We start from the raw sequence: 22887 nt of genomic DNA on the forward strand, positions 1-22887 counted from the left end.
TAATCAACTCTTTCATTTTCACATCCTTATTTTCAAAAATAAAAGGCGAATTGTAGCAGAAAATATTTTAGATTCTGCGAAATCGCAGAATCTTGGATGGTTGCTTCGCTTCGCTCGCAAATTCTGCGAATTGCTTCGTTGCGCTCGCCTCGCTTCGTGCGCCTCGCAATGACGGCGTTTTTTTTTGCCTTTAAAAACAATTCTAGTATTTTGCGGTGGAGATTTTGTATTTTTAAAATTTTTTGGGTGTGAGACTAGACTAGCGGTCTGCGAATGCCCAAAAAATTTTAAAAGTGCGAAAGATGCACCCAAAGACGAATTGAGGCATTCTATTTCGCGCTAGTCGCTTTATCTACTAAATACGCCACACTTTGAAATTTACTCTCACTATACGCGCAAAGTCCTATCTCACAAGTGCTACTTGAACTCACGCCGATGATATTTGTCGCGCTCTCATCTGCCAAATGCGCCGTGCTAGACTTGTTGAGCTCTGGCGTGAAAAAGCCCTTTTTACCCGCAAATCCGCAACACTCAAAGCTTTTTACCACGCGCACATCATCGCTGCATAGCTTTGCCACTTCCACTATCGCGCTATCCTTGCCCATCTTTTTTAACAAACAAAGTCTATGCACCAAAAGTGGCGAATCCACCTTGCTCCACGCAAGTTTGTCGCTTATGCTTAAAATAAATTCGCTAATGTCATACACCTTGAATCTATCCCCAAACTGCGCAATCGTAGAGTAAAAGCAACTCGAATGGTCTGTTAAAATCGCATATTTCCCGCCACAAGTCGCCTTTTCTAGCTCAGATTCTAAAAATGCCATATTTTGCGCCTTTATGCTTTCATAATCCTCAAACATTTTGCCACAGCACATTTGCTTGATTTTGTGCGGATAAATTATGCCGATTTTTGCCTTCGCACAAATGCTCTCCACCACTTCTTGCAATGGGCGTTTGTCGCGTTGTTTGGCATTTGGGGCAAAAATGCGATTTGTGCAAGAAGTGAAATACACGACTTTTTCAGGCAGATTTTCGCCCTTATTTGTGAGATTATAACCATTTGCGCGGGGCATAAATGGCGGGGTAAATGGCAGATTCGCGCTTAATTTATGCAATGCGCCTGTGATTTTGCTAATCCAAAATTCACTAATTATCACACTTGCAAAGCGGTAGATTCGCAGTCCCCCACGCGCCACGCTCAAAATCGCACTAAAATTATCATAAATTTTTTGCGCGAATTTCTGCGTTTTGCCACTCATAGCTTTTCGCAACTCAAAGGCGACATTTGCGGTATCAATCCCAAGCGGACAAAGAGCAAGGCACGATGAGCACCCCGCGCAAGTTTCATCGCCAAAGTATTCATATTCGCTCAAAAGTGCGTCTGCCTCATACTTTTTGCCGTCCTCTAAAAGTCGCGTGATTTCGCGTAGCACTGCGATTCGCTGGCGCGGTGTTAGCGTAATCTCACGCGATGGGCAGTTTTTCTCGCAAAATCCGCACTCCATACAGCGATTTATCATCTCACTATTTTCGGGCAGATTGAGTAGATTTTTGGGCGCGGATTTGAGATTTTTCTTAAAAATTGTCGCATCATCGCTGATTATGACATCTGGATTCAAAAGTCGCTCCGAATCAAAGATATTTTTTATCGCCACATTGATTGCGTAAGCCTTTTTGCCCCACTCGATTTCCACAAATGGCGCGACCATTCGCCCTGTGCCGTGCTCTGCTTTGGCACTACCGCCCATTAGTGCGACTTTGCTACTCATTTCCTCCACAAGCGCGGCAAAATTTTCATATTGCTTTTTGTCCTTTAAATCGGGCGTGATATTAAAGTGCAGATTCCCCGCAAGCGCGTGTCCAAAAATCACGCCATCAAAGCCATATTTTTTAAACAACTCTTGCAACCACGCCACGCCATCGGTAAATTTATCAATCTCAAAGCACACATCTTCGGTGATAATCGTAGTCCCTTTGGGGCGCGTCCCTGCGACAATAGGCAAGATTCCCTTGCGAATCTTCCACCACGCATCATACTCACGCGAATCCTTTGAATACAACGGCGTAAATGGCATTTTGATGGATTCTAACTCTGCTTTTATGGCGACTAGATTCGCCTCTAACTTTGATGTCTCTTGTGATTCGCTTTGAAATAAAATGCACGAATAGCCCTCTTTGCACTCTTTGACTATGCTAGGTATCCCTTCGCTATCTTTAACCGCCATAAGACAGGCATAATCCATCATTTCCGCGCTCACAACTTTATCTCGCCCAAGTTTTGATAGCGCGACAACTGCCTTACTCGCCTCGCTCAAATCCGCAAAAAATAGCAATCCACACGCCTTAAATTTTGCGTCAATCACGGCGTTGTAGCGCACCTTGCTAATGAATGCCAAAGTCCCCTCGCTACCGATTAAAATGTGATTTAAAATGTCCGCAATGTCGCTAAAATCTGCTAGGGCGTTTATGCTGTATCCTGTGGTGTTTTTGATTTTGTATTTTCGTGCGATGAGTTTTGTCAGCTCATCGTCAGCTAAAATTTCGGCGCGGAGTTTTTGCAGAGATTCTACAATGTGTGCGTGGGTTTTACAAAAAGATTCAACGCTATTTTTGTCGCTTGTATCGATGATAGTGCCGTCTGTTAGCACCGCACGGACAGAATGAATGGTGTTATAGCTATTTTGCTCCACGCCACAGCACATTCCGCTTGAATTGTTGTTGAAAATCCCGCCAATTAACGCGGTTGTGATAGTCGCTGGGTCTGGTCCAATCTTTTTGCCAAACTTCGCTAACGCCGCATTTGCCTCGCAGCCAATCACTCCACAGCCACATTCGATGACATTGCCATTAACTTCAATGCTTTTAAAGCCCTCATTTGCGATAACAAGCACTGAATCGCTACTGCATTGTCCACTTAATGAAGTCCCTGCGGCACGAAAAGTGATAGGTGTGTGGCATTGTCTAGCAAGTGCCAAAAGAGCGATGATTTCGTCCTCGCTGTTTGCGCGAATGACGACTTTTGGCACATAGCTATAACAGCTCGCATCAACGCCTAGTGCGTATCGCATTAAGCGCGAATCCCAAACGCGCCCAATGCAGATTGATTTTGCCTTGCTTATGAAGTGTGTGTAGTTTGGCTTTGCACTCATTTCCTACCTCCAAAAAAATTATAAAATCTCCCAATTTTACAGATTCTGCAAAATTCGCAGAATCTCGCCCAAAAATCGCAGAATCTCCAAAGATTTGCAGAATCTCCCTCAAAAGTGAAAGATTATAACAAAAATGATGATTTTTTGGTAGATTCTGCCAGAATCTAAATGTGGATTTTTGTGATTTTGTGGCGTTAAGATTCTGCGATTCGCAGAATCTAAAATAAAAACGCAGAATCTATCGCGTTTTTCGCAGAATCTTTTAAATAAAAACGCAGAATCTTTAAATAAATTCGCCCAATCTAGCGCACTTTTCGCCGAATCTTAAAATAAATCTCGCAAAATCTTAAATAGGCAACACCCTTATATTTTGCGCCAAATTTTCTTGTAAAATCGATTCGATTGCAAAAAGCGTCCCACTAGAACCACTCGCACAGCCACTACACGCGCCCAAATAGCGGATATACACATCGATAAAATTATCGCTAGTTTCCTTGATGTCGATGATTTCCATATTTCCGCCATCCATCATAAGCATAGGGCGGATATTTTCATCGATGATTTTATCAATCGCCTTTACCTTTTGCACCATTGTCATATCTTTAAATTCTAGCGTCCCTGCGCTTGACTTTGTGGCGTTTGCTTTTAGCTTTTCAGCCTCCATTTCAGCGCGGACATCACGCAAAATATCCACCAAATAATACTCTCTTTTTTCGTGTCCGCCCGGCTTTATGCAGGACTTGCAAAATGCCCCTGCTTTGGTGTATTGCGTGATTTCCTCAACGGATTTCAAATCATTTAGGCGTATCACATCTTTTATCGTAGATAGGCTAACCCGCGCACATTCGCACACGATGATTTCATCTTCAAAATCCTCCGCGCTTTTGCCCAAATAAAGCCCCGCTGCCTTTTTAATCACATCATAAGCCATTACGGAGCAGTGCATTTTTTGTCCGGGCACTGCGGGAGTATCGGGGTCATCGCGGAGTGCCTTTTCTACATCGATATTTGTGATTTTTACGGCGTCTTGGACTTTTTTATTTAGGCATAGCTCTACCATCATATCACTACTTGCGATAGCCGTCCCACAGCCAAAACTTTTGAATTTCGCATCGATTATCGTGTCATTTGAATCAACTAGCCAATACAATCGCACCGCATCGCCACAAGCCTCCGCGCCATAGTCTGCTACGATTAGTTTCGCGCCTTTTTTGTCTGCGTCCTCTTGCGTGATGACGCCTAAATGCGTGGGATTGTCCATTCGCTCTTGGACTTTTTTAGAATACGCCTCCCACAATGAACCGCCTAATAAATTATCTTTTCCCATAACTTTTTCCTTTAATATGAACTTGAAATATTGCGAAGTCGCTTAATCGCCGAATCTATCACGCCAATGGCATAATCAATATCAGATTCGGTTGTGAATCGCGATAGCGACAATCGAATCGCCGTGTGTGCTAACTCTTTGTCTGCGCCGATGGCACTCATCACAGGATTTGCCTCCAAATCCTCACTTGCACACGCACTGCCCGTAGATGCGCAAATACCAGCTTTGTTTAAATCCCAAAGCATTGCTTCGCCCTCAATGCCTCGAATACTTGCCAAAATCGTATTTGGCACACGGGGCGAATCGCGCCCGATTATCAGCACATCATCGTGCGCTAAAAGCGCGGATTCAAGTTTGTCGCGCATTTTTTGCACTTTGTCAGCTTCAAAATCCAAATGCGCCTTTGCTAACGCAAATGCTTCGCCCATACCGATGATATAAGGCACATTTAGCGTCCCACTGCGTTTGCCCTGCATTTGCTCACCGCCGTGAAAAAGTGGGGAAAGCTCCAATCCAGCGCGAATATAAAGTCCGCCAATGCCCTTTGGTCCGTGAAATTTATGTGCGCTAAAACTCAAAAAATCGACATTTGATTCGCGCACATTTACGGGAATCTTGCCAATCGCTTGAACGGCGTCCGTGTGAAATAAAACGCCCCTTTCTTTGCAAATCGCCCCGATTTCTTGCACGGGAAAAATCACGCCTGTTTCGTTATTTGCCCACATTACGCTAACTAGCATAGTTTGGGGTGTAATCGCATCACGCACGGCAGAAGCGTCAATCCCAGCCTTGCTATTTACAGGAATATAGGTGATTTTCACGCCCAATTCCTCCAAAAACGCGCAAGTTGAGCTAATCGCAGGGTGCTCTACTTGCGTGGTGATGATATGATTTTTGTCCCCAAGTTTCCCGCCATTTCGCAAAATTTCATTAAAATACACGCCTTTTAGCACCCAATTATTTGACTCCGTAGCACACGAAGTGATTATGACATCATCGCTTGAATCTGCGCCTATTGCGTTATAAATCTTATCAAATGCCTCGCGCAGTGGCTTATGCGTGTCCGTGCCTATTTTGTGAAGCGAATTTGGATTGCCGTAGTGTTTGCAAAAATAATCACTCATCGCGCTAAAAACCGCGCTATCCACCATTGTGGTGGCGTTGTTGTCTAAATAAACTTCCTTCAATTTCATTTCCTTTATATGTTTCAAATTTGATAAAAATTATTATTTAAAAAGTTTGGCATTATATGAAATTTTGCAAAAAAAGCAAGAAAAATTACACAAAATTTCATAAAATTTGTATATTTTACACGCTTTAAAGTAGTATAATTGCTAAAAATTTTTAGATTCAAAGGACAAAGATGAATATTTTAAACTCCATAAACGACTTCAACGAAGCAAAGGCGGTGATTGCAGGGGGCGTAAATTCGCCTGTCCGCGCGTTTAGCTCTGTGGGTGGTAATCCTAGAATGATAAAAAGCGCGAATGGTTGCTATCTCATCGATGAGGACAACAACAAATATGTCGATTTCGTGCAGAGCTGGGGACCGCTTATTTTAGGGCATAAAGATAGCGCGACACTTGAAGCAATAAGAGAGGCATTAGAGCGTGGCGTGGGCTATGGTGCGCCTACTACGATGGAGACAAAACTCGCCAAAGAGATTATCGAAGTGTATGATGGAATCGAAAAGATTCGCCTTGTAAGCTCTGGCACGGAGGCGACAATGAGTGCGATTCGCTTAGCACGGGCATTTACAGGGAGAGATGATATTATAAAGTTTGATGGCTGCTATCACGGGCATAGCGATTCATTGCTTGTGAGCGCGGGAAGTGGCTGTGCGACTTTTGGCAATCCTAGTTCGCCCGGTGTGCCACAGGATTTTAGCAAACACACGCTTGTGGCGCGGTATAATGATTTGGATTCGCTAAAAGCGTGTTTTAAGGCAAGTGGAAAGGTTGCCTGTGTGATAATTGAACCCATTGCAGGAAATATGGGGCTAGTCCCTGCGGAAGCGGAGTTTATCAAAGGCGTGAGAGAGCTATGCGATATTTTTGGCGCGGTGCTAATTTTTGATGAAGTGATGAGCGGATTTCGCGCGTCTTTGAAAGGCTCACTTGGATTTTATGAAGTAACGCCTGATTTGGCGACTTTTGGCAAAGTTATCGGCGGAGGGTTGCCACTAGCGGCATTTGGCGGACGAAGCGACATTATGGAAATGCTATCCCCAACAGGTGCGGTTTATCAAGCAGGGACTTTGAGTGGCAATCCTATCGCTGTATCGGCGGGACTAGCGGTGTTGAAGCAAATAAAGCGAGACAATAATCTTTATGCGAATTTGGAAAATTTGGCGTTGCGTTTGACAAATGGTATGAAAGATAGGGCGAATCGCTTTGGCTTTGCAATGCAAACTGCCGTGCGTGGCAGTATGTTTGGCTTTTTCTTTAACGACAAGCCTGTGCGAAATTTTGATGACGCCAAAAAGAGCGATACCACGCTTTTTGCGAAGTTTCATCAAAAAATGTTAGAGAGAGGTGTGTATTTTGCGCCATCGACATTTGAGACGGGCTTTGTTTGCACGGCGATGGACGAATCTGTCATTGATAGAGTAGTAGATTCGTGTGAAGTGGTGTTTGAAGAGTTGCGAAATGGATAATGAAAGCAATTCAAATGATTTGTCATTGCAAGGCGAATCGATAGATTCGCGTCCCACTTCGTCATTGCGAGGCAGTGGCGAAGCCACAACGAAGCAATCCAAACAAAATTGTCATATTGAGCGAAGCGAAATATCTCAAAAAACAGAGATTCTTCGCTCACTTCGTTCGCTCAGAATGACAAAAAAATCGCAGAATCTAAAATTCTCCCCCTCCCAAATGCGCGCGGGGGATTAAGGGGGTGGGTTAAAAATGCAAAAAAATAATAATGCGAAAAATACAAAAATCGCAGAATCTTACATAACAACGCAGAATCTAAATGTGGATTGCCACGATTTTGCTACGCAAAATCTCGCAATGACGAAAAAAACACAGAATCTAGATTCTGCGAATCGCATAAAAATCACAGAATCTAACGCAATTTCGCAGAATCTAATCGCAGAATCTACCCACCCCCTAGCCCCCTCCGCAAGGGAGGGAGAACAAAATGTAGATTCTGCGAATCAAACAAAAAACGCAGAATCTAGCGAAAAAAATACAAAAAAAACAGAATCTACGCCAAAATTGCGTCCTTTAATTGTCGGTGCAAATGGCTTATCTCTTGGCATCTCCATTGTCGTAGCGATTTTGCTAGGAATTGGCGTAGGGGTGCTAATGCAAAAAATCTTTGGCGTATTTTGGGTGTTATTTTTAGGCGTGGCGTGGGGGATTGCCGCTGCTATTTTAAATGTCTATAAAGTCTATAAAGCCGAACTGCGCGACTTTGAAAAAATCAAAGAAAATCCAAAATACAAAAATGAAAAATAGCTTAAAAATGCCACAGCACCGCACATAAAGGATTTTAATGACAAAACGCTACAATCTTTTTAATTTCTATTTCATCGCTGTGATTTGGATAAATTTTTGCATATCGGCGAGTTTTTACCTAACCACCATCATTTCGACAAGCTATGCGCTAGATATTTTGCACGCAAAAAGCGCGGTGGCGGGGTTTGCAAGTGGGATTTTTGTCATCGGCGTGATGGTGGCTAGACTTTGCGTTGGCAAAAGTTTGGATAAGCTCAATCTTAAAAAGTGGCTTATTTTAGGGCTTTTCGCCTCCCTTGCGTTTAATGCGCTGTATTTTTTCGCGCATAATATCGCCTTGCTAAATCTCACTAGATTTTTGCACGGACTTAGCTTTGGGCTGTGTTCTAGCGTGTGCGGGACGATTGTAGCGCGAATGATACCGAGTTTTAAGCGGGGCGTTGGCATTGGGTATTATGGGCTTAGTAGCGTGGTGGCAAGTGGGATTGCGCCCTTTGTGGCGGTGTATTTGGTGAATCATAGTGCGTTTGACGCGGGATTTTGCGTGTCGCTTGGGTTTATAGCGTGTGCGATTTTGTGTGTGTTTGCGATGAAGGTGCGTGAGCTAAAAAAGGGCGCATTGCACTTTGAGCCACGCACTCACTCGCTAAAAACAAAATTGCTTGAATTTATCGAGCCAAGTGCCCTGCGAATCGCGTTTGTGGGATTTTTGGTGGCGTTTTGCTTTGGCGGGATTTTGAGCTTTATTGGCGCGTATTGCAAAGAGCGGGGGCTGATAGAAGCTGGCTCGGCGTTTTTTATCGTGTATGCGGTGACTTCGCTTCTCATTCGCCCTTTTGCTGGGCGCATTTTTGATATCAAAGGGCATAATGCAATCATCGCGCCATCGCTTGTTTTTCTCGCACTTGCGCTTGTTTTAATCGCTTTTGCGCAAAATGGATTCGTGCTAATTTTGGGGGCGATTTGCTGCGCCTTTGGCTATGGTAACTTCGTCTCATCGGCGCAAAGTCTCGCCATCAAACTCGCGCCAAAGGACAAATTGGGACTTGCCACAGCGACATATTTTATGATGATAGACTTGGGCGCGGGGGTGGGACCATATTTTTTGGGATTTGCGATTGGGGCGTGGGATTTTAGCGTGGCGTTTTTGGGGTGCGGTGTGATTGCGATTTTTGCGCTGGTGGCGTATTATTTGCTGATTGTAAAGGGCGAAAAATGCTGATTTTATGCGCGAATCTCGTGTGCGCTTTGATTGTGGCGGTGCTTGATGTGCGATTTTTGATAAGCTTTGAAGTGGCGTGGGTGGGGGCGATGATGATTGTGTGGAGCTCGTATCGCTCGGTAATGAGAAAGATTAGTGCTTGTGGCGATTCGTCTTTGGGTATTGGCAATTCGTCTCTCACGCGACCTTCGCGGGAGTTTGAAAAATTCTCGCTCGATGAACCACTAGTTCTATCTCACTCGAATTTTTCGGCACAACCCACGAAACTCGCGCAAGATACTAGAATTGCGGAGGATTTAAATGATTCAAAAAATCCGTCATTGCGAGGGAGCGAAGCGACCGAAGCAATCCAAGATTCTGCGAACGCAGAATCTAATGAAAGTTGCAAACAAAACGCAGAATCTAATGAAAATAATACCAAAATCGCAGAATCTACCCCTGAATCTCTCCCCAAAAAAGAGCGATTTTTCATCGGTGCAAAAATCTCATTTGGACTTTTTCGCCTTCTATCCTACGCATTTTTGGGGATTAGCGTCATCGCACTCATCAACAACGGCGCATTTTTCGCAATCCCATTTTTGCTAGGCATCGCCCTATCCACGCTCACAAGCGCGATTTACGCCGTGCGAAAGTTGCATTAAAAGTTGCGCTAAAATGTATATACAAATCGCAAAGTGCCAATCAACGCGACTTCTTTGATTTCATTTAATAACTCGTAGCGATTTGTGCCGTAGCTGCTTTTGTATAATTCCGTAAGCAATCTACCCGAATATCGCGGCTGAAATAGCACTTCAATCGCGCTGTTGTTGTAAATCACAAAGCGCACTCCAAAGTTCCCCTGCATCGTCTCGCCTATTATATTGCAATCATTGAAATACTTGCAAATATCGCTATTTACGCGCTCATACACTAGCCCATAGCCAAATCCTAGCACAAATCCCACCTTTAAAGGTTTGGTTGTCACAAAATTTATTAGCATATCAAAGTTAGCGGTGAAATTATGCGAATGTAATAAATCCAAAAATCGCGCATTGTAATCCAAATAAGAGCGCACTCCAAAGTATGGATTTGCAAAGTGCTTATATCCTAGCAACGCTTCAAATCCGCCATCGACATTTGCAGGATAGTAAGTGCCCCACAATACATAAACATAGTTTGCTCCCCAATAACCGCTAGGCATAAGAGCAGAATATACTCTAATTTTCCTGCTATATTCACTAGTCGCGCTTGGATTTGCCAATGTTCCGCCAAATCCCAAGAAAAATCCGCTTGTTTCTTGCTTTGCTAGTTTTATCTCTGCGTTTTTCTTTGCTATGCGCTTTACATTCTTTTTGGTAATCTTTGGCGCAGAATCTCGCATAGAACGCAGAATCTAATGCAAAAATCAATAAAACGCAGAATCTGCCCGCATTTCGTCATTGCGAGGCGCACGAAGCGAAGCGAGTGCAACGAAGCAATCCAAAAAAAATAATAATATGGATTGCCACGATTTGACTTCGTCAAATCTCGCAATGACGGATTTTTTTACACTAGATTCTGCGAAAATTGCAATAAAACGCAGAATCTCACAAGTGACAGAAAAATCGCAGAATCTCCGCTAGATTCTGCGATTTAAGAGTGATTTTGCCATAATTTCGCATTTAAATTTAAGGGGGGAAAATGAAAGTTTTAGTGCCTATTTTGCGCGGATTTGAGGAAATTGAGCTAGTTAGCATTGTGGATATTTTGCGCCGCTCTGGGCTTTGCGTGGTTTTGGCAGGGCGCGAAAAGTCTGTGTGCGGGGCGCATAATATCATTTTGCAAAGCGAGTGCGATTTGAGCGCGGTAAATTTAGCCGAATTTAGCGCAATCGCCCTTGCTGGTGGCTATGATGGTATGCAAAATCTCTGCAATGATGATTTTGTAATAAATGCGTTGCAAGAGCTAAATGCGCAAGGTAAGCTAGTGTCGGCGATTTGCGCATCGCCAATCGTGCTAGGCAAGGCAGGTGTGCTAAAAAATAAATTTACCCGCTACCCAAGCTGTGAAAATGCGATAAGTTCGAGTGCGAAATATTGCGCGGAGCGCGTGGTTATCGATGAAAATATCATCACCGCAAATGGTCCTGCAAGTGCCACTCTCTTTGCCCTTGCGATTGTGGAATACCTGCTAGGGCGCGATGTGCGCGATAAAATCGCAAAAGAGTTGTTGTTAGATTAGATTTCGCAGAATCTGCCCCGCGTCGTCATTGCGAACGCAGAATCTCGCAAGTGACGGAAAAAATACAGAAAAACGCAGAATCTCGCAAGTGACGGAAAAAATCGCAGAATCTAGCGCAGATTCTGCGTTTTTGGCTGAATTCGCAGAATCTAATCAAAATTTAACATTATTTCTTTTGAGTTTATTTTAAAAAATGTTTGCAATGTAAAGCGTAGATTCTCGACGCACACGATGATTTCATAATAATCGCCATAAAAAACGCTATCCAAAACTTCGGCAAAAACGCAGTTAGAAATCGCGCTAGATTCTGCGAATTTGGCGGATTTCGCAGAATCTTGCAAATCTACCCACCCCCTTAATCCCCCTCCGCAAGGGAGGGGGAGAGATTGAGAGTCGCCCTCCGCAAGGGAGGGGGGATTTTTAGATTCAAACTCCGCAAGGGAGGGGGGATAACAGGCAGAATCTCCCCCATTCGCAGAATCTCCCACTATCCGCAACTCTTTTGGGCGAATCAGCCCATTTTTTGCTTCTAAAAATTTGCGAAAATTCGCATTTTTCACATTCTCAATCGCACTTTTTTCAATCACATTTATCACGCCCAAAAATTCCGCACTTTGCGCGCTTTTTGGATTTTCATAAAGCTCTTTTGGAGTGCCTTTATCGATGATTTTACCGCCCTCCATCAAAATAATTTTATCCGCCAAAGCAAAGGCGTCCTCCCTATCGTGCGTCACAAAAATCGCAGAAAGCCCGTGTGTGCGTAAAATCGCCTTTATATCGCTTCGCATTCTCGTGCTCATCGTGTGATTGAGATTTGAAAATGGCTCATCAAATAAAATCATTTTGGGGCGCGGGGCGAGAGAGCGCGCTAGTGCCACGCGCTGTTGCTGTCCGCCACTAATCTCGTGCGGATAGCGAGTGCCAAGCGTTTCAAGCCCAAGCATTGCTACCAGCTCATCGTAGCGTTGTTTTTGCTCTGCCTTTTGCAAATGCGCGATACCAAACAAAATATTTTCTTTCACGCTAAAATGCGGAAATAGCGCGTAGTCTTGAAACAAAATGCCGACATTGCGCTCTTTTGGCGGGGCGAAATTCGCAGAATCTGCCACTTTTTCACCGCACAGCCAAATCTCTCCGCCATCTATGCCAAAAAATCCTGCAATCGCGCTTAAAAGTGTGCTTTTGCCACAGCCACTCTCGCCTAAAATCGCCACGATTTCGCCACTACCCACTTCAAAGCTAATATCTTGCAACACGGGCGTTTTGCCAAAAGATTTGCTTAGATTTTTTATGGTTAAAATTTTCATTTCGCGCCTCCGTCATTTTTATGTAAAAAGTGCATTAGAAGCGTTGGGATTAGCGCAAAAAGCACGATTAGTAGGCTAGGCAAGGCGGCGTCATAGATTTGCTCATTGTCGCTGTATCCAAAGGCGGCAGCTGCCAAAGTTTGATAGCCCGAACTTGCCAAAATCGTAGAGATGGGGAGCTCTTTTAAAATGTCGATTGCCACGATGACAAAGGCGAGTGCTAGGCTAGTGCGGATTAGCGGAAAGTGGATTTTGGTAAAAATGCGAAGCGGAGTGGCTTTGAGATTTAACGCTACAAAGTCAAAATTTCGCGGGATTTTGGTAAATCCGCTTTGAATCGCAAATATGCCCGATGCCAAAAATCGCACCAAATATCCAAAAAATAGCACCGCAAATCCCCCACCAAGCGCGTAAGCGATATTTAGCGGAGATAAAATGTGCGTGTTTATAAAGCCCAAAAATAGCAAAATGCCAATCGCCACAACCGCGCCGGGGATTGCATATCCAAGACTTGCGAGTGCTAAAATCGCCTTTGCCGCTCTGCCACCGCCAAGTCGCACCACAAAGCAAAGGAAATATGCGATTAAAACGATTGCAAATGAGCTACTAAACGACATCGCCAAGCTATAAATCATCGCGCTTGTAAATTTGGGAAAGGTTTGCGCTATATCATAAAATCCCCAATACAAAAGCCACGCAAATGGCACAATAAAGGCAAAAAATAGCACCGCAAAGCATATAAAAAACGCAAACGCATTTTTAAATCCGCACAATTTTTGTCTAGGCGTAGGCAAAAACGCGCTTTGTGCGTAAGAGCGTGATTTGCGCTGATAGGATTCAGCTACCACAATTATAAAAACAAAAATTATCATAACCGCCGATAGCGCAACACCACTGCTTTTATCGCCACCGCCAAGCCAAGTGCGAAAAATCCCCGCACTAAATGAATCCACGCCAAAATACGACACAAGCCCATATTCGCTTAGCGTCTCCATTAGCACTAGCAAACTCGCCCCCACAATGCTAACGCGACAAAATGGCAAAACAACTCTCCAAAAAATCCGCATAGATGAGCCACTCAAACTTTGCGCGCTACGAATTATCGTGCCAAGATTCTGCGAAAAATTGTTTTTAGTGAAAAAATAAATGTAAGGGTAGAGCGAAAAAGACAAAATCAAAATCGCCCCTGCGGTATTCATAATATCAATGCGTGAATCTATCCCAAATAGCGTGGGTATCACACCCTCAAATTCGCATAGATTTACCCACGCAAATCCCATAATATACGCAGGGATGGCAAGTGGCAAAATAAGGGCGATTTCAAAGATTTTGCGTCCAAAAAAGTCATAAAATGCGATTAAATACGCGCTTAAAATACCTAAAATCAAAGTGCAAATTAGCACCCCAAAAAGCAAAATCGCACTACCCAAAATATAGCGCGGTAGCACGAATCTACTCAAATGACTAAGCGTCCCTAAATCAATAAATGGCAGATGAAAAATCACTACAAAAATCGGCACAAGCACGAATCCTGCGAGAATAATCGCAGGGGCAATCCACTTAAAATTTAGATTTTTCATTTGGATTCGCGCCTGTTTAAATTTTCATCGCACCGCCCTACCGCCACTCCACTTCATCAAAGATTTTCAACGCTTCTTTGGCATTTTTGTAATAACTCTCAAAGTCTGGCTCTTGCACTTTGAACTCGCCCCAGCTTTTTAAAAGCGCATTTGGCTCGACATTTGGATTTATTGGATATTCAAAATTGCCATCAGTTAGCATTTTTTGCGCTTCGGGGGATAGCAAAAACTCTACTAATTTAATCGCATTTGCCTTATTTGGCGCGTTTTTAAGCACGCCCACGCCACTTACATTTATGTGAGTGCCACGCCCATTTTGATTTGGGAAAATCACATAGACGCTTTCTCCCGCCTTGCGGTCGTTTTCGTTTTTCGAATTTAGCAAATGCCCCAAATAATAGCTATTTGAAATCGCCACATCGCCTTCTTTCGCATACACCGCGCGAATCTGGTCTCTATCCGCACCCTTTGGAGTTCGCGCCATATTTTGGACGATACCACTCGCCCACGCCTTTGCTTCATCGCGTCCAAGCGTTTCAATCATTTGCGAGAGCAACGAAATATTATACACCGCGCTTGAACTTCGCACAAGAATCTTGCCCTTCCATTTTGCGTCTGTCAAATCTTCATAATTTGCAATGCTACCCTTTAGGACGCGCTCTTTTGAAGCGATGATAATCCTAGCGCGTTTGGATATGGCAAACCACTCATTATTCTTGCCACGCCACGCTTTTGGCGAGAGAGCTTCGATTTCATCGCTAGTGACACTTTGAAAAAGCCCCGCTACGCGCACTTGCTCTAAATTGCCCGCGTCTGCTGTGATAAAAATATCCGCTTTGCTGTTTTTGCCCTCAGATTCGAGCCTTTGGGCGAGTTCGTTTGCTTTTGCTTGAAGCACATTGACTTTTATGCCCGTTTTGTCCGTGAATGCTTTGAAAATGCCCTTGTCCGTGTCATAATGGCGATGTGAATAAATATTCACTTCATTTGCACCTAAAATCGCGCTAAACGCCACGCCAAGCGTAACTATCTTAAAAAACTTCATTTTTTATCCTTCTCATTTTTTAAATTTAAAAAGCGCGATTTTAGCAAACCAAAACTTAAATAAGAATAAAAATCATTTTTTTGTGTTTTTTTTGTGTAGATTCTGCGAAAAGATTCTGCAAATCGCATTTAGATTCTGCGAAAAGATTCTGCGAAATCGCATTAGATTCTGCAAAAATTAGCGAGATTCGGCGAAATTTTGCGAGATTCTGCGAATCGATTCGAATAAATATTTTTTTAAGATTTTTATGCTACAATCGCAACTTTTATTTTTTTAAAATCCATAAAATTCACGGAGTTACGCAATGACAAGCATTCTTTTAGCGGTGCAGATTCTACTATCAATCATCATCACAATCGCAGTCCTTTTGCAGAAAAGTTCAAGTATCGGGCTTGGCGTGTATAGCGGGAGCAACGAGAGCCTTTTTGGCGCGAAAGGTCCGGCTGGATTTTTAGCGAAATTTACGATGATTGCGGGGCTAGTTTTCATCATAAACACCATCGCGCTAGGGTATTTTTATAACAAAGAAACAAGCAAATCCGTCTTTGATAACAAAAAAATCGAAGTGCCACAAAGTGCGCCTGAACCCAAAAAATTAGAGTTTGATGCGCCAAATGTGGGCGATTCGCCCTTTGGCAAAAAGGATAAATGATGCTAAATGAAGTCTATAATCACACAAAAGAGAGTATGCAAAAGAGCATTGACGCCCTAAAACGCGACTTTGGCACACTTCGCAGTGGCAAGGTGTCCGTGGCGATTTTGGATAATATTCGCGTGGATTATTATGGCACTCCCACGCCGCTAAATCAAATTGGCTCGGTGATTGCGCAAGATGCCACCACGATAATCGTAACGCCGTGGGATAAAAATCTATTGAAAGACACCGAACGCGCCATCGCAGAGGCAAATATCGGGGTAAATCCAAATAGCGACAGCGATAGTGTGAAGTTATTTTTCCCCCCGATGACAAAAGAGCAAAGGGAGCAAATCGCAAAAGAGGCAAAGTCAATGGGCGAAAAAACCAAAATTGCGCTTCGCAATATCCGTCAAGATTCAAACAATGCGATTAAAAAATTAGAAAAAGACAAAAATATCACCGAAGATGAGAGCAGAGCAGGACAAAATGAAGTGCAGAAAATCACCGATGAGTTTGTGAAAAAGACGGACGAAATGGTGAAGCATAAAGAAGAAGAGATTTTGAAAGTTTAGATTCTGCGATTGTTTTGTCATTCTGAGCGCGTGAAACGAGCGAAGAATCTCAAAAAAACTCCGTCATTGCGAGAGAATGAGCGAATGCGAATTCTCGTGGCAATCCATCAAGATTCTGCGAATCAAATGCGAAAAACGCAGAATCTACTCCCACTTCGTCATTGCGAGGCAGTTTGAGCGAAGTAAAAACAACGAAGCAATTCGCAGAATTTGCGAGCGAAGCGAAGCAACCATCCACAAAAAAAATCAATAAACCAAAAGCGAATCAATGCAGATTCATTGTAAGTAAGCAATTCGTCTAAAATACAGATTCTTCCTAATGGATTGCCACTATTTTGCACTTTTTGACAAAGTTGCCAAATCTCGTAATGACGGGATAAATCGCAGAATCTATCACGCAACGCACCGCAGATTCTGCGAATTACACAAATCTCGCAGAATCTCCCGCAAATCGCACAATCTACAACTCAATCTCAACGCCGATAGGATTGTGGTCTGAGCCAAAGCTGCTATCCACAATAAAGGCGTTTTTTAGTGCAGGGCGGAGATTTTCGCTGATGAAAATATAATCCAATCTTAACCCCGCATAATTTTTCGCATTGCGATTTTGATGGCTAATCCAAGTGATTTTGCGCTCGCTTGCATTCATCGCACGAAGCGTATCCACAAAGCCCAAATTTATGAGTTTATCCATCAATGCTCGTTCATCCGCCAAAGTGCCCACACCGCTCCACTGCGTATTCAAGTCCATATCCTTATGCGCGATATTAAAATCCCCACAAATTATGACTTTTTTGTCGCTAAAATTTGCGAGATAGTCGATAAAATCGCTATAAAATTTTAGCTTGTAATCCATATCCTTGTCGCCTAACGGAAAATAGATATTAAACAGCACAAAATCCCCAAAGTGGCTCTCAATCGCCCTTGCTTGCGCGTCATCTGCAAATTCGCATTTTTTATCCGCCACAACTGCACGATTGCATAGCGTCATCACACCGCTATTTTGCTTTTGTGTGTTATGCAAGATATTTTTAAAGCCAAGTGCGTTAAGCTCGTGCGGAAAATCAGCCGTTTTTACCTCTTGCAAACACAGCAAATCAGGCTTTTGCGCCGCCACTAAATCTTGCAATCTTTTGCCTTCAACCTTTGCCTTCAATCCTTCGATATTCCAAGAAATTAGCTTCATTTAGCCTCCCTTTTATTAAAATAAAAGGGCATTATAATTCCCCCCCCCCTTAAATTTTTCTTAAAAAATATGAAAATTTTGCAGATTCTGCGAATTTTACACATTTCGCAGAATCTATCGTTTAGATTCGCGCCCTTTGGATTGCTTCGGCGAATCTACGATTCGCCTCGCAATGACAGATTATTTTACAATTTGATTCGTGTAACGAATCACAATCGAAGTAATGGCGGTAGTGCTTTGGATTATTTTTGCGTGAAACAAGCGAGATAGGACTTTGGCGTCCATCGAGCGTGGTTTTATGCAAAAATAATTCAAATGATTACCCCAGAACAAATTGCCACCCAAAACCACAGAATCTAACTTTTTTTAGCGACATTTAACGCACTTGGCGCTTGCATAGTCGGCATAACTTCGATTCGATTGATATTTACGCGCTTTGGTTGAGTCGCCACCCATAGCACGATTTCAGCAATATCTTTTGGGCTTAGTGGCTCTGTGCCATCATACACGGCATTTGCCTTTGCTTTATCGCCTTTGAAGCGCACCAGCGAAAACTCGCTCCCACCGCAAAGTCCGGGCTCAATATTGCTAATGCGAATCCCTTTGTCAAACAAATCCGCGCGGAGATTTAGGCTAAATTGCTTTACAAACGCCTTTGTCGCGCCATAAACATTGCTACCGGGATAGGGATAGCTCCCTGCAATCGAGCCGATATTTATAATGTGTCCGCTTTTTTGCGCCACCATTTGGGGCAAAAGTAGGTGCGTTAGGCGAATTAGTGCCAAAATATTTACCTCAATCATTCGCTCCCAATCGCCAATCTCTGCCTTATCCGCGCTTGATAGCCCAAGCGCAAGTCCCGCATTATTTACCAAAATATCGATTTTTTGCAGTGATTTGTCGCTCTCGCCTAAACTTTGCAAACCTGCCTTAACCGCCTCTATGTCGCAAATATCACAAGGCATAATCGCCACGCTTTCGCCCCCGCATTCATTTTGCAATTCTTTCAATTTAGATTCGCGCCGTGCAAGGGCGATAACTTTGTGATTCGCATTTGCGAATCTTCGCACGATTTCGCGTCCAAAGCCCACACTTGCGCCTGTTACCAATGCTACCATTTTCATCCTTTCAATATTGATTTTATTTCACGCCAATTTGGCATTAACTCGCCAAGCACCGCGTAAAATCCGCTCCCGTGATTTGGGTGGAGCAAATGCGCGAGTTCGTGGCATAAAACATACTCAAAGCAAATCTGCGGGCGTGCAAAAAGTGCGACATTTAGGGAGATTCGCGCGCTTTTATAGTTGCAACTGCCCCATTTGCTAGTCATCTCACGCAAGCTAATATGTGAAACCTCCCTATTTATCGTGCTTTTGTGCTTTGCGATGATTTCATTTATTAGATTCTGCGATTTTTGGCGATACCATTTGAAAATTATCTTTTTGATTTGCGCCATTTGATTCGCAGAATCCATCGTTTTTAGCGTGATTTCTAGCGTTTTTTCGCCGAAAAGATTCTGCGATTCATACACGCTGTTTTTATCGCCGATTCGCACATCTAAAATATACTTTTCATTAAAATACCAAATCGCCTCTCCGTCCGCGTATTTAGGGATTTTGTCGCGTTTTTTGGCAATCCACTCGCTATGCTTCGCCACAAAGCTATCGATGTATTCTTTATCCACGCGGCGGGGCGCAGAAACCTTTATGACGCCATTTTTATCCACGCGAAGGGTTAGCGATTTGATATTTTTCTTTGTGAGCTCGTAGGTCATTTTGGTAGTTTGAAATTTGGATTTAGAAACGCATAAAGTGCGATAAGCTCGGAGTTTGTGAGATTGTAGCTAGGCATTAGCCCTTTTGGATTTTTTAGCGCACTCTCAAATCGTAAAAAATTTATGCCACGAATGCTTGGCGCGGTGATTTTCTTTGCCTTGCCATTTTGATAAATAATGCTAATTACCGCGCCCTCCGCGTTTCCCCCGTGACACTTTATGCACCCAATCCCGCGCGGATTTTTATACAACGCCTTGCCATATTCAATCTGCGTGATAAACTCCCTGCGCTCATCTTGCGCAAAGAGCGAGCAAAATGCAAGTAAAATCATAAAAATTCGCATAAAAATCCTTAAAATTTTTGTGGAAATGATAGCAAAATTAGTGCCAGATTCTGCGAAATTTTGCGGAAAACGCAGAATCTAGGCGTGTTTATTTTTGTCATTGCGAGATTTGCTTGCAAGCCCTGCATTTGCGAAAACAAAATCGTGGCAATCCAAAGATTCTGTGAATCGCAGAATCTAACACAAAAATCGCAGAATCTAGGGCGTGTGGATTGCTTCGTTGCACTCGCTTCGCTTCGTGCGCCTCGCAATGACGGAGATTTTTCGCTCGTTTCACTCGCTCAAAATGACAATTTTAAAATAGATTCTGCGAATCGCGTAAAAACGCAGAATCTGCGATATTTTCGTATTTTTTTATTAGATTCTGCGAATCGCAGAATCTACAATCCGCAGGATTGGATAAAGAAACTTCGGCTTTGCCTTGTTTTGCGAGCGTAGCGAAGCAACCATCGAAGTAATGGCGGTAGTGCTTTGCGTTGTTTTTATGCGAAACAAGCGAAATAGAACTTGGGTGACCATTCGCGCGAAGTTTTGTATAAAAACAACGCGTAAAGATTACCCCAGAACAAATTGCCCCTATCTTTTCAATGTGCCACTGCTTCACTCGCCCCTATCCCACTTTGCGCACGAAAATCCTGCGCCGCAAATCCATCTTTATCCTTTTTTGCGCGAATGCTTGAATCACTCTTTGAAATCACCCAAATCGCCACAAATGTAAGCGGCATTGAGAAAATCGCAGGATGGTCATAGGGGAAAATCGCGCTTTCAAATCCTAGCACTTTTACCCACACGCTCGGGCTTAAAAGCACTAGCGTTAGCACGCACACAAGCCCGATTATGCCACCATAAAGGACGCCATTTGTGGTTAAGTTACGCCAATAAATGCAAAGCAAGATTATTGGGAAATTCACGCTTGCCGCGATTGCAAAGGCTAGTCCCACCATAAATGCGATGTTTTGCCCCTGAAATGCAAGTCCTAAAATGATTGCGATAATGCCAATGCCGATTGTCGCGGCTTTTGTCACGCGCATTTCGGTTGCTGAATCGCACTTGCCATCCTTGCATACATTCACAAATAAATCGTGGCTAATCGCCCCAGCACCCGAGATTGTAAGCCCCGCAACCACCGCTAATATCGTAGCAAACGCCACCGCCGAGATAAATCCTAAAAATATATCGCCACCTAGCACTTTTGAGAGCAAAACTGCCTCCATATTTGGCGGGATTAGGCTCTTGCCTTCATCGTTAATAAATGATGGGTCATTTATCAAAAATGCAATCGCTCCAAAGCCGATGATGAAAGTCAAAATGTAAAAATACCCGATAAATCCTGTGGCGTAAAATACCGATTTTCGCGCTTCTTTGGCGTTTTTCACCGTGAAAAATCGCATCAAAATATGTGGTAATCCCGCCGTGCCAAACATCAGCGCAAGTCCTAGCGAAATCGCACTCACAGGGTCAGGCAAAAAAGTGCCGGGCTTCATAATCGCATCGCCCTTTGCGTGATTGCTAATTGCCATTTCAAAATATTTATGCAAGTCAAATCCGCTCTTTTGCAAAATCAAAATCGCCATCAAAGTCGCGCCACCGAGCAATAAAAGTGCCTTTATGATTTGCACCCAAGTAGTTGCGTGCATACCGCCAAAAGTCACATAGCAAATCATCAAAATGCCGACAATTATTATCGCATACGAGTAAGGCAACCCAAAAAGCACCTGAATTAGCCCACCTGCGCCAACCATTTGCGCGATTAGATAAAACATTACCACCGCTAGTCCCGAAATCGCCGAAATCGTCCGCACTTTTTTTGAATCCAAGCGATACGCGATGATATCCGCAAATGTGTATTTGCCTAAATTGCGAAACTTCTCAGCGATTAGAAATAGCACAATGGGCCACCCCACCAAAAAGCCGATGGAGTAAATCAGCCCATCAAAGCCATTTGCCACAACTAGCCCCACAATGCCTAAAAAGCTCGCCGCACTCATAAAGTCCCCAGCAATCGCAATGCCATTTTGCAAACCCGTGATATTGCCACCAGCGGTGTAAAATCCAGCGGCGGATTGTGAGACTTTGCTCGAAAAATAAGTAATGCCAAGCGTAGCAAGGACAAAAACCAAAAACATACCGATGGCAAAGTAGTTTCGCTCGCCCTGCTCCAAGCCCGCCGTGTCAATCCCAGCGGCAAATGCGCCACTTAAAACGCCTAAAATCGCGCTAATTAAAAATGCTTTTTTCATAAAATCCCCCTTATTTCGTAGAATCTACGCTAGATTCTGCGCCTTTTATCATCGAATCTAACGCGCCACTTTCGCTTAAATCTTCGATTATCTCGCTTTGCTCTTTGTCGAAATATTTGTTTGCAAAAAGCGTGTAAATGCCCGTGCTTGCGATTGAAGTGACGATTATCGCAATGCCCCACAAAATGCCAAGCGTAATTGAGCTAGGACCTAAGCGATACCCAAGCATTTCAGGCAAAAATCCCACACTCGCCACAAACGCGTAATAAATCACAATAATCACAAGCGACAACCACACGCAGAATCTATCTCTAAATGCGACAAATTTATAAAACCGCGCCTTTGCGCCTTCTGCCGTAACTTTTCTCATAAAATCTCCCTTTTTTTTGTAAAATTTTGTCACAAAAATTTATGCAACGCTTTAAGGTTATCACAAAGTTTTTGTTTGTAAATGTAAAATCGAAGTAGATTCTGCAAGAATTTTGCAAAAATGTAACAAAAAAGAGTTTTAAAAAATCAAAAATCGTAGAATCTAGCGTGAAAATATACTTTTTGCAAAAATTTTTAATTTCAAAAAAATATAAGTTTTTTGACTTTTTGCGTGAAATTTGATTTTGAATTACGGCGCGGGATTTTTGATATATCATTGCGAGATTTGGCGAATTTCGTTTGATTTTTTATTTGGATTCTGCGAATTTTCCGTCATTGCGAGAAAATCCGTAGGATTTTCGTGGCAATCCACAATTAGATTCTGCGATTTTTCTGTCATTGCGAGGCGCACGAAGCGAAGCAAGTGCAACGAAGCAATCCATTTTGTCATTCTAAGCGAACGCAGTGAGCGAAG

Annotated in this window: 31 protein-coding genes and 1 pseudogene; 17 read left to right on the forward strand and 15 right to left on the reverse strand. The window is 43.2% G+C overall.

The genetic code is table 11. The features are described 5' to 3' along the window. Nucleotides 1-329 precede the first annotated feature (329 nt). The 4 genes from ACWIUD_RS09460 to ACWIUD_RS09475 all read right to left on the reverse strand — a co-directional run bounded on the left by ACWIUD_RS09460 (nucleotide 330) and on the right by ACWIUD_RS09475 (nucleotide 5669). Nucleotides 330-3068 carry an FAD-binding and (Fe-S)-binding domain-containing protein gene (locus ACWIUD_RS09460; RefSeq protein ID WP_454148685.1) on the reverse strand — a complete coding sequence of 913 codons (2739 nt, stop codon included), beginning with the start codon at nucleotides 3066-3068 and terminating at the stop codon, nucleotides 330-332. Continuing rightward, entirely contained in the window at nucleotides 3046-3261 is a 216-nt protein-coding gene (locus ACWIUD_RS09465; protein ID WP_454148686.1) for a hypothetical protein, read from the reverse strand. The genes ACWIUD_RS09460 and ACWIUD_RS09465 overlap by 23 nt, the downstream gene beginning before the upstream one ends. A gap of 234 nt (nucleotides 3262-3495) precedes the next feature. Next, entirely contained in the window at nucleotides 3496-4476 is a 981-nt protein-coding gene (locus ACWIUD_RS09470) for an iron-sulfur cluster assembly scaffold protein (RefSeq protein ID WP_454148687.1), read from the reverse strand. Nucleotides 4477-4487: 11 nt separating this feature from the next. Beyond that, nucleotides 4488-5669, reverse strand: coding sequence for a NifS family cysteine desulfurase (locus tag ACWIUD_RS09475; protein WP_454148688.1), 1182 nt, complete (start codon nucleotides 5667-5669; stop codon nucleotides 4488-4490). A gap of 170 nt (nucleotides 5670-5839) precedes the next feature. Here ACWIUD_RS09475 and hemL point away from each other — a divergent pair, with 170 nt between their 5' ends. The 5 genes from hemL to ACWIUD_RS09500 are packed head-to-tail and all read left to right on the forward strand — an operon-like array spanning nucleotide 5840 to nucleotide 9800. Then, nucleotides 5840-7132 (forward strand): glutamate-1-semialdehyde 2,1-aminomutase, encoded by a 1293-nt coding sequence (gene hemL, locus ACWIUD_RS09480; protein WP_454148689.1) that lies wholly within the window; start codon nucleotides 5840-5842, stop codon nucleotides 7130-7132. Next, nucleotides 7125-7367, forward strand: coding sequence for a hypothetical protein (locus ACWIUD_RS09485; RefSeq protein WP_454148690.1), 243 nt, complete (start codon nucleotides 7125-7127; stop codon nucleotides 7365-7367). Before hemL ends, ACWIUD_RS09485 begins: the two co-directional genes overlap by 8 nt. Before the next feature lie 15 nt (nucleotides 7368-7382). Continuing rightward, on the forward strand, nucleotides 7383-7937 hold the full coding sequence (locus ACWIUD_RS09490) for an AtpZ/AtpI family protein (RefSeq protein ID WP_454148691.1): 555 nt from the start codon (nucleotides 7383-7385) through the stop codon (nucleotides 7935-7937). A gap of 37 nt (nucleotides 7938-7974) precedes the next feature. Continuing rightward, the gene (locus ACWIUD_RS09495; protein WP_454148692.1) at nucleotides 7975-9159 is read left to right on the forward strand and encodes an MFS transporter; all 1185 of its coding nucleotides are present in this window, start codon (nucleotides 7975-7977) and stop codon (nucleotides 9157-9159) included. Next, on the forward strand, nucleotides 9153-9800 hold the full coding sequence (locus tag ACWIUD_RS09500; protein ID WP_454148693.1) for a hypothetical protein: 648 nt from the start codon (nucleotides 9153-9155) through the stop codon (nucleotides 9798-9800). Before ACWIUD_RS09495 ends, ACWIUD_RS09500 begins: the two co-directional genes overlap by 7 nt. Before the next feature lie 8 nt (nucleotides 9801-9808). On the opposite strand, the gene ACWIUD_RS09505 is transcribed toward ACWIUD_RS09500, so the two are convergent. Further along, the gene (locus ACWIUD_RS09505) at nucleotides 9809-10519 is read right to left on the reverse strand and encodes an outer membrane beta-barrel protein (protein ID WP_454148694.1); all 711 of its coding nucleotides are present in this window, start codon (nucleotides 10517-10519) and stop codon (nucleotides 9809-9811) included. Between the two features lie 58 nt (nucleotides 10520-10577). Between ACWIUD_RS09505 and ACWIUD_RS09510 the strand changes: the two genes are divergently transcribed. From ACWIUD_RS09510 to ACWIUD_RS09520, 3 genes are read left to right on the forward strand one after another with little or no spacing between them, the layout of a single operon-like run. Further along, nucleotides 10578-10760 (forward strand): hypothetical protein, encoded by a 183-nt coding sequence (locus tag ACWIUD_RS09510; protein WP_454148695.1) that lies wholly within the window; start codon nucleotides 10578-10580, stop codon nucleotides 10758-10760. A 58-nt stretch (nucleotides 10761-10818) separates the two neighbouring features. Continuing rightward, nucleotides 10819-11358 carry a DJ-1 family glyoxalase III gene (locus ACWIUD_RS09515; RefSeq protein ID WP_454148696.1) on the forward strand — a complete coding sequence of 180 codons (540 nt, stop codon included), beginning with the start codon at nucleotides 10819-10821 and terminating at the stop codon, nucleotides 11356-11358. 28 nt (nucleotides 11359-11386) lie between these two features. Beyond that, nucleotides 11387-11548 carry a hypothetical protein gene (locus tag ACWIUD_RS09520; RefSeq protein ID WP_454148697.1) on the forward strand — a complete coding sequence of 54 codons (162 nt, stop codon included), beginning with the start codon at nucleotides 11387-11389 and terminating at the stop codon, nucleotides 11546-11548. Here the strand turns inward: ACWIUD_RS09520 and ACWIUD_RS09525 are convergent. The 3 genes from ACWIUD_RS09525 to ACWIUD_RS09535 are packed head-to-tail and all read right to left on the reverse strand — an operon-like array spanning nucleotide 11508 to nucleotide 15290. Continuing rightward, nucleotides 11508-12665 carry an ABC transporter ATP-binding protein gene (locus tag ACWIUD_RS09525; RefSeq protein WP_454148698.1) on the reverse strand — a complete coding sequence of 386 codons (1158 nt, stop codon included), beginning with the start codon at nucleotides 12663-12665 and terminating at the stop codon, nucleotides 11508-11510. The two genes, ACWIUD_RS09520 and ACWIUD_RS09525, sit on opposite strands and share 41 nt — an antisense overlap. Further along, the gene (locus ACWIUD_RS09530; RefSeq protein WP_454148699.1) at nucleotides 12662-14245 is read right to left on the reverse strand and encodes an ABC transporter permease; all 1584 of its coding nucleotides are present in this window, start codon (nucleotides 14243-14245) and stop codon (nucleotides 12662-12664) included. Before ACWIUD_RS09530 ends, ACWIUD_RS09525 begins: the two co-directional genes overlap by 4 nt. Before the next feature lie 37 nt (nucleotides 14246-14282). After that, complete coding sequence (locus ACWIUD_RS09535; RefSeq protein ID WP_454148700.1) at nucleotides 14283-15290, reverse strand: Fe(3+) ABC transporter substrate-binding protein; 1008 nt, start codon at nucleotides 15288-15290, stop codon at nucleotides 14283-14285. Between the two features lie 80 nt (nucleotides 15291-15370). On the opposite strand from ACWIUD_RS09535, the gene ACWIUD_RS09540 reads away from it, so the two are divergent. The 6 genes and pseudogenes from ACWIUD_RS09540 (at nucleotide 15371) to ACWIUD_RS09565 (ending at nucleotide 16998) form a co-directional block, all read left to right on the forward strand. Beyond that, a complete protein-coding gene (locus ACWIUD_RS09540; protein WP_454148701.1) occupies nucleotides 15371-15598 on the forward strand; it encodes a hypothetical protein in 228 nt (75 codons plus the stop codon). Further along, nucleotides 15595-15873 (forward strand): annotated as a pseudogene (gene secG / locus ACWIUD_RS09545) (preprotein translocase subunit SecG); the annotation flags it as partial. The gene ACWIUD_RS09540 and the pseudogene secG, both read left to right, overlap by 4 nt. 68 nt (nucleotides 15874-15941) lie before the next feature. Continuing rightward, on the forward strand, nucleotides 15942-16499 hold the full coding sequence (gene frr, locus ACWIUD_RS09550; RefSeq protein ID WP_454148702.1) for a ribosome recycling factor: 558 nt from the start codon (nucleotides 15942-15944) through the stop codon (nucleotides 16497-16499). A 9-nt stretch (nucleotides 16500-16508) separates the two neighbouring features. Then, nucleotides 16509-16676, forward strand: a complete 168-nt coding sequence (locus ACWIUD_RS09555) for a hypothetical protein (RefSeq protein ID WP_454148703.1) — start codon at nucleotides 16509-16511, stop codon at nucleotides 16674-16676. Further along, on the forward strand, nucleotides 16673-16801 hold the full coding sequence (locus ACWIUD_RS09560; RefSeq protein WP_454148704.1) for a hypothetical protein: 129 nt from the start codon (nucleotides 16673-16675) through the stop codon (nucleotides 16799-16801). The genes ACWIUD_RS09555 and ACWIUD_RS09560 overlap by 4 nt, the downstream gene beginning before the upstream one ends. 17 nt (nucleotides 16802-16818) lie before the next feature. Next, nucleotides 16819-16998 (forward strand): hypothetical protein, encoded by a 180-nt coding sequence (locus ACWIUD_RS09565; RefSeq protein WP_454148705.1) that lies wholly within the window; start codon nucleotides 16819-16821, stop codon nucleotides 16996-16998. Here ACWIUD_RS09565 and ACWIUD_RS09570 read toward each other — a convergent pair. Next, nucleotides 16960-17685: an exodeoxyribonuclease III gene (locus ACWIUD_RS09570; protein WP_454148706.1), complete on the reverse strand. Its 726-nt coding sequence runs from the start codon at nucleotides 17683-17685 to the stop codon at nucleotides 16960-16962. The genes ACWIUD_RS09565 and ACWIUD_RS09570 overlap by 39 nt on opposite strands. Before the next feature lie 69 nt (nucleotides 17686-17754). Here ACWIUD_RS09570 and ACWIUD_RS09575 point away from each other — a divergent pair, with 69 nt between their 5' ends. Next, nucleotides 17755-17955, forward strand: coding sequence for a hypothetical protein (locus ACWIUD_RS09575; protein WP_454148707.1), 201 nt, complete (start codon nucleotides 17755-17757; stop codon nucleotides 17953-17955). Next, entirely contained in the window at nucleotides 17934-18065 is a 132-nt protein-coding gene (locus ACWIUD_RS09580) for a hypothetical protein (RefSeq protein ID WP_454148708.1), read from the forward strand. The genes ACWIUD_RS09575 and ACWIUD_RS09580 overlap by 22 nt, the downstream gene beginning before the upstream one ends. Here the strand turns inward: ACWIUD_RS09580 and ACWIUD_RS09585 are convergent. From ACWIUD_RS09585 to ACWIUD_RS09595, 3 genes are read right to left on the reverse strand one after another with little or no spacing between them, the layout of a single operon-like run. After that, entirely contained in the window at nucleotides 18042-18803 is a 762-nt protein-coding gene (locus ACWIUD_RS09585) for an SDR family NAD(P)-dependent oxidoreductase (protein WP_454148709.1), read from the reverse strand. The genes ACWIUD_RS09580 and ACWIUD_RS09585 overlap by 24 nt on opposite strands. Before the next feature lie 2 nt (nucleotides 18804-18805). Then, on the reverse strand, nucleotides 18806-19459 hold the full coding sequence (locus tag ACWIUD_RS09590; protein ID WP_454148710.1) for a M48 family metallopeptidase: 654 nt from the start codon (nucleotides 19457-19459) through the stop codon (nucleotides 18806-18808). Continuing rightward, nucleotides 19456-19803: a c-type cytochrome gene (locus ACWIUD_RS09595; RefSeq protein ID WP_454148711.1), complete on the reverse strand. Its 348-nt coding sequence runs from the start codon at nucleotides 19801-19803 to the stop codon at nucleotides 19456-19458. The genes ACWIUD_RS09590 and ACWIUD_RS09595 overlap by 4 nt, the downstream gene beginning before the upstream one ends. A gap of 60 nt (nucleotides 19804-19863) precedes the next feature. On the opposite strand from ACWIUD_RS09595, the gene ACWIUD_RS09600 reads away from it, so the two are divergent. Continuing rightward, nucleotides 19864-20241, forward strand: coding sequence for a hypothetical protein (locus ACWIUD_RS09600; protein WP_454148712.1), 378 nt, complete (start codon nucleotides 19864-19866; stop codon nucleotides 20239-20241). Nucleotides 20242-20387: 146 nt separating this feature from the next. Here ACWIUD_RS09600 and actP read toward each other — a convergent pair whose 3' ends face one another. From actP to ACWIUD_RS09615, 3 genes are all read right to left on the reverse strand, one after another. Then, entirely contained in the window at nucleotides 20388-22043 is a 1656-nt protein-coding gene (gene actP, locus ACWIUD_RS09605) for a cation/acetate symporter ActP (protein WP_454148713.1), read from the reverse strand. A 10-nt stretch (nucleotides 22044-22053) separates the two neighbouring features. Further along, nucleotides 22054-22413, reverse strand: a complete 360-nt coding sequence (locus ACWIUD_RS09610) for a DUF485 domain-containing protein (RefSeq protein WP_454148714.1) — start codon at nucleotides 22411-22413, stop codon at nucleotides 22054-22056. A gap of 273 nt (nucleotides 22414-22686) precedes the next feature. Continuing rightward, nucleotides 22687-22863, reverse strand: coding sequence for a hypothetical protein (locus tag ACWIUD_RS09615; RefSeq protein WP_454148715.1), 177 nt, complete (start codon nucleotides 22861-22863; stop codon nucleotides 22687-22689). Nucleotides 22864-22887 lie beyond the last annotated feature (24 nt).

It is taken from the genome of Helicobacter sp. 23-1044 (assembly GCF_053654695.1).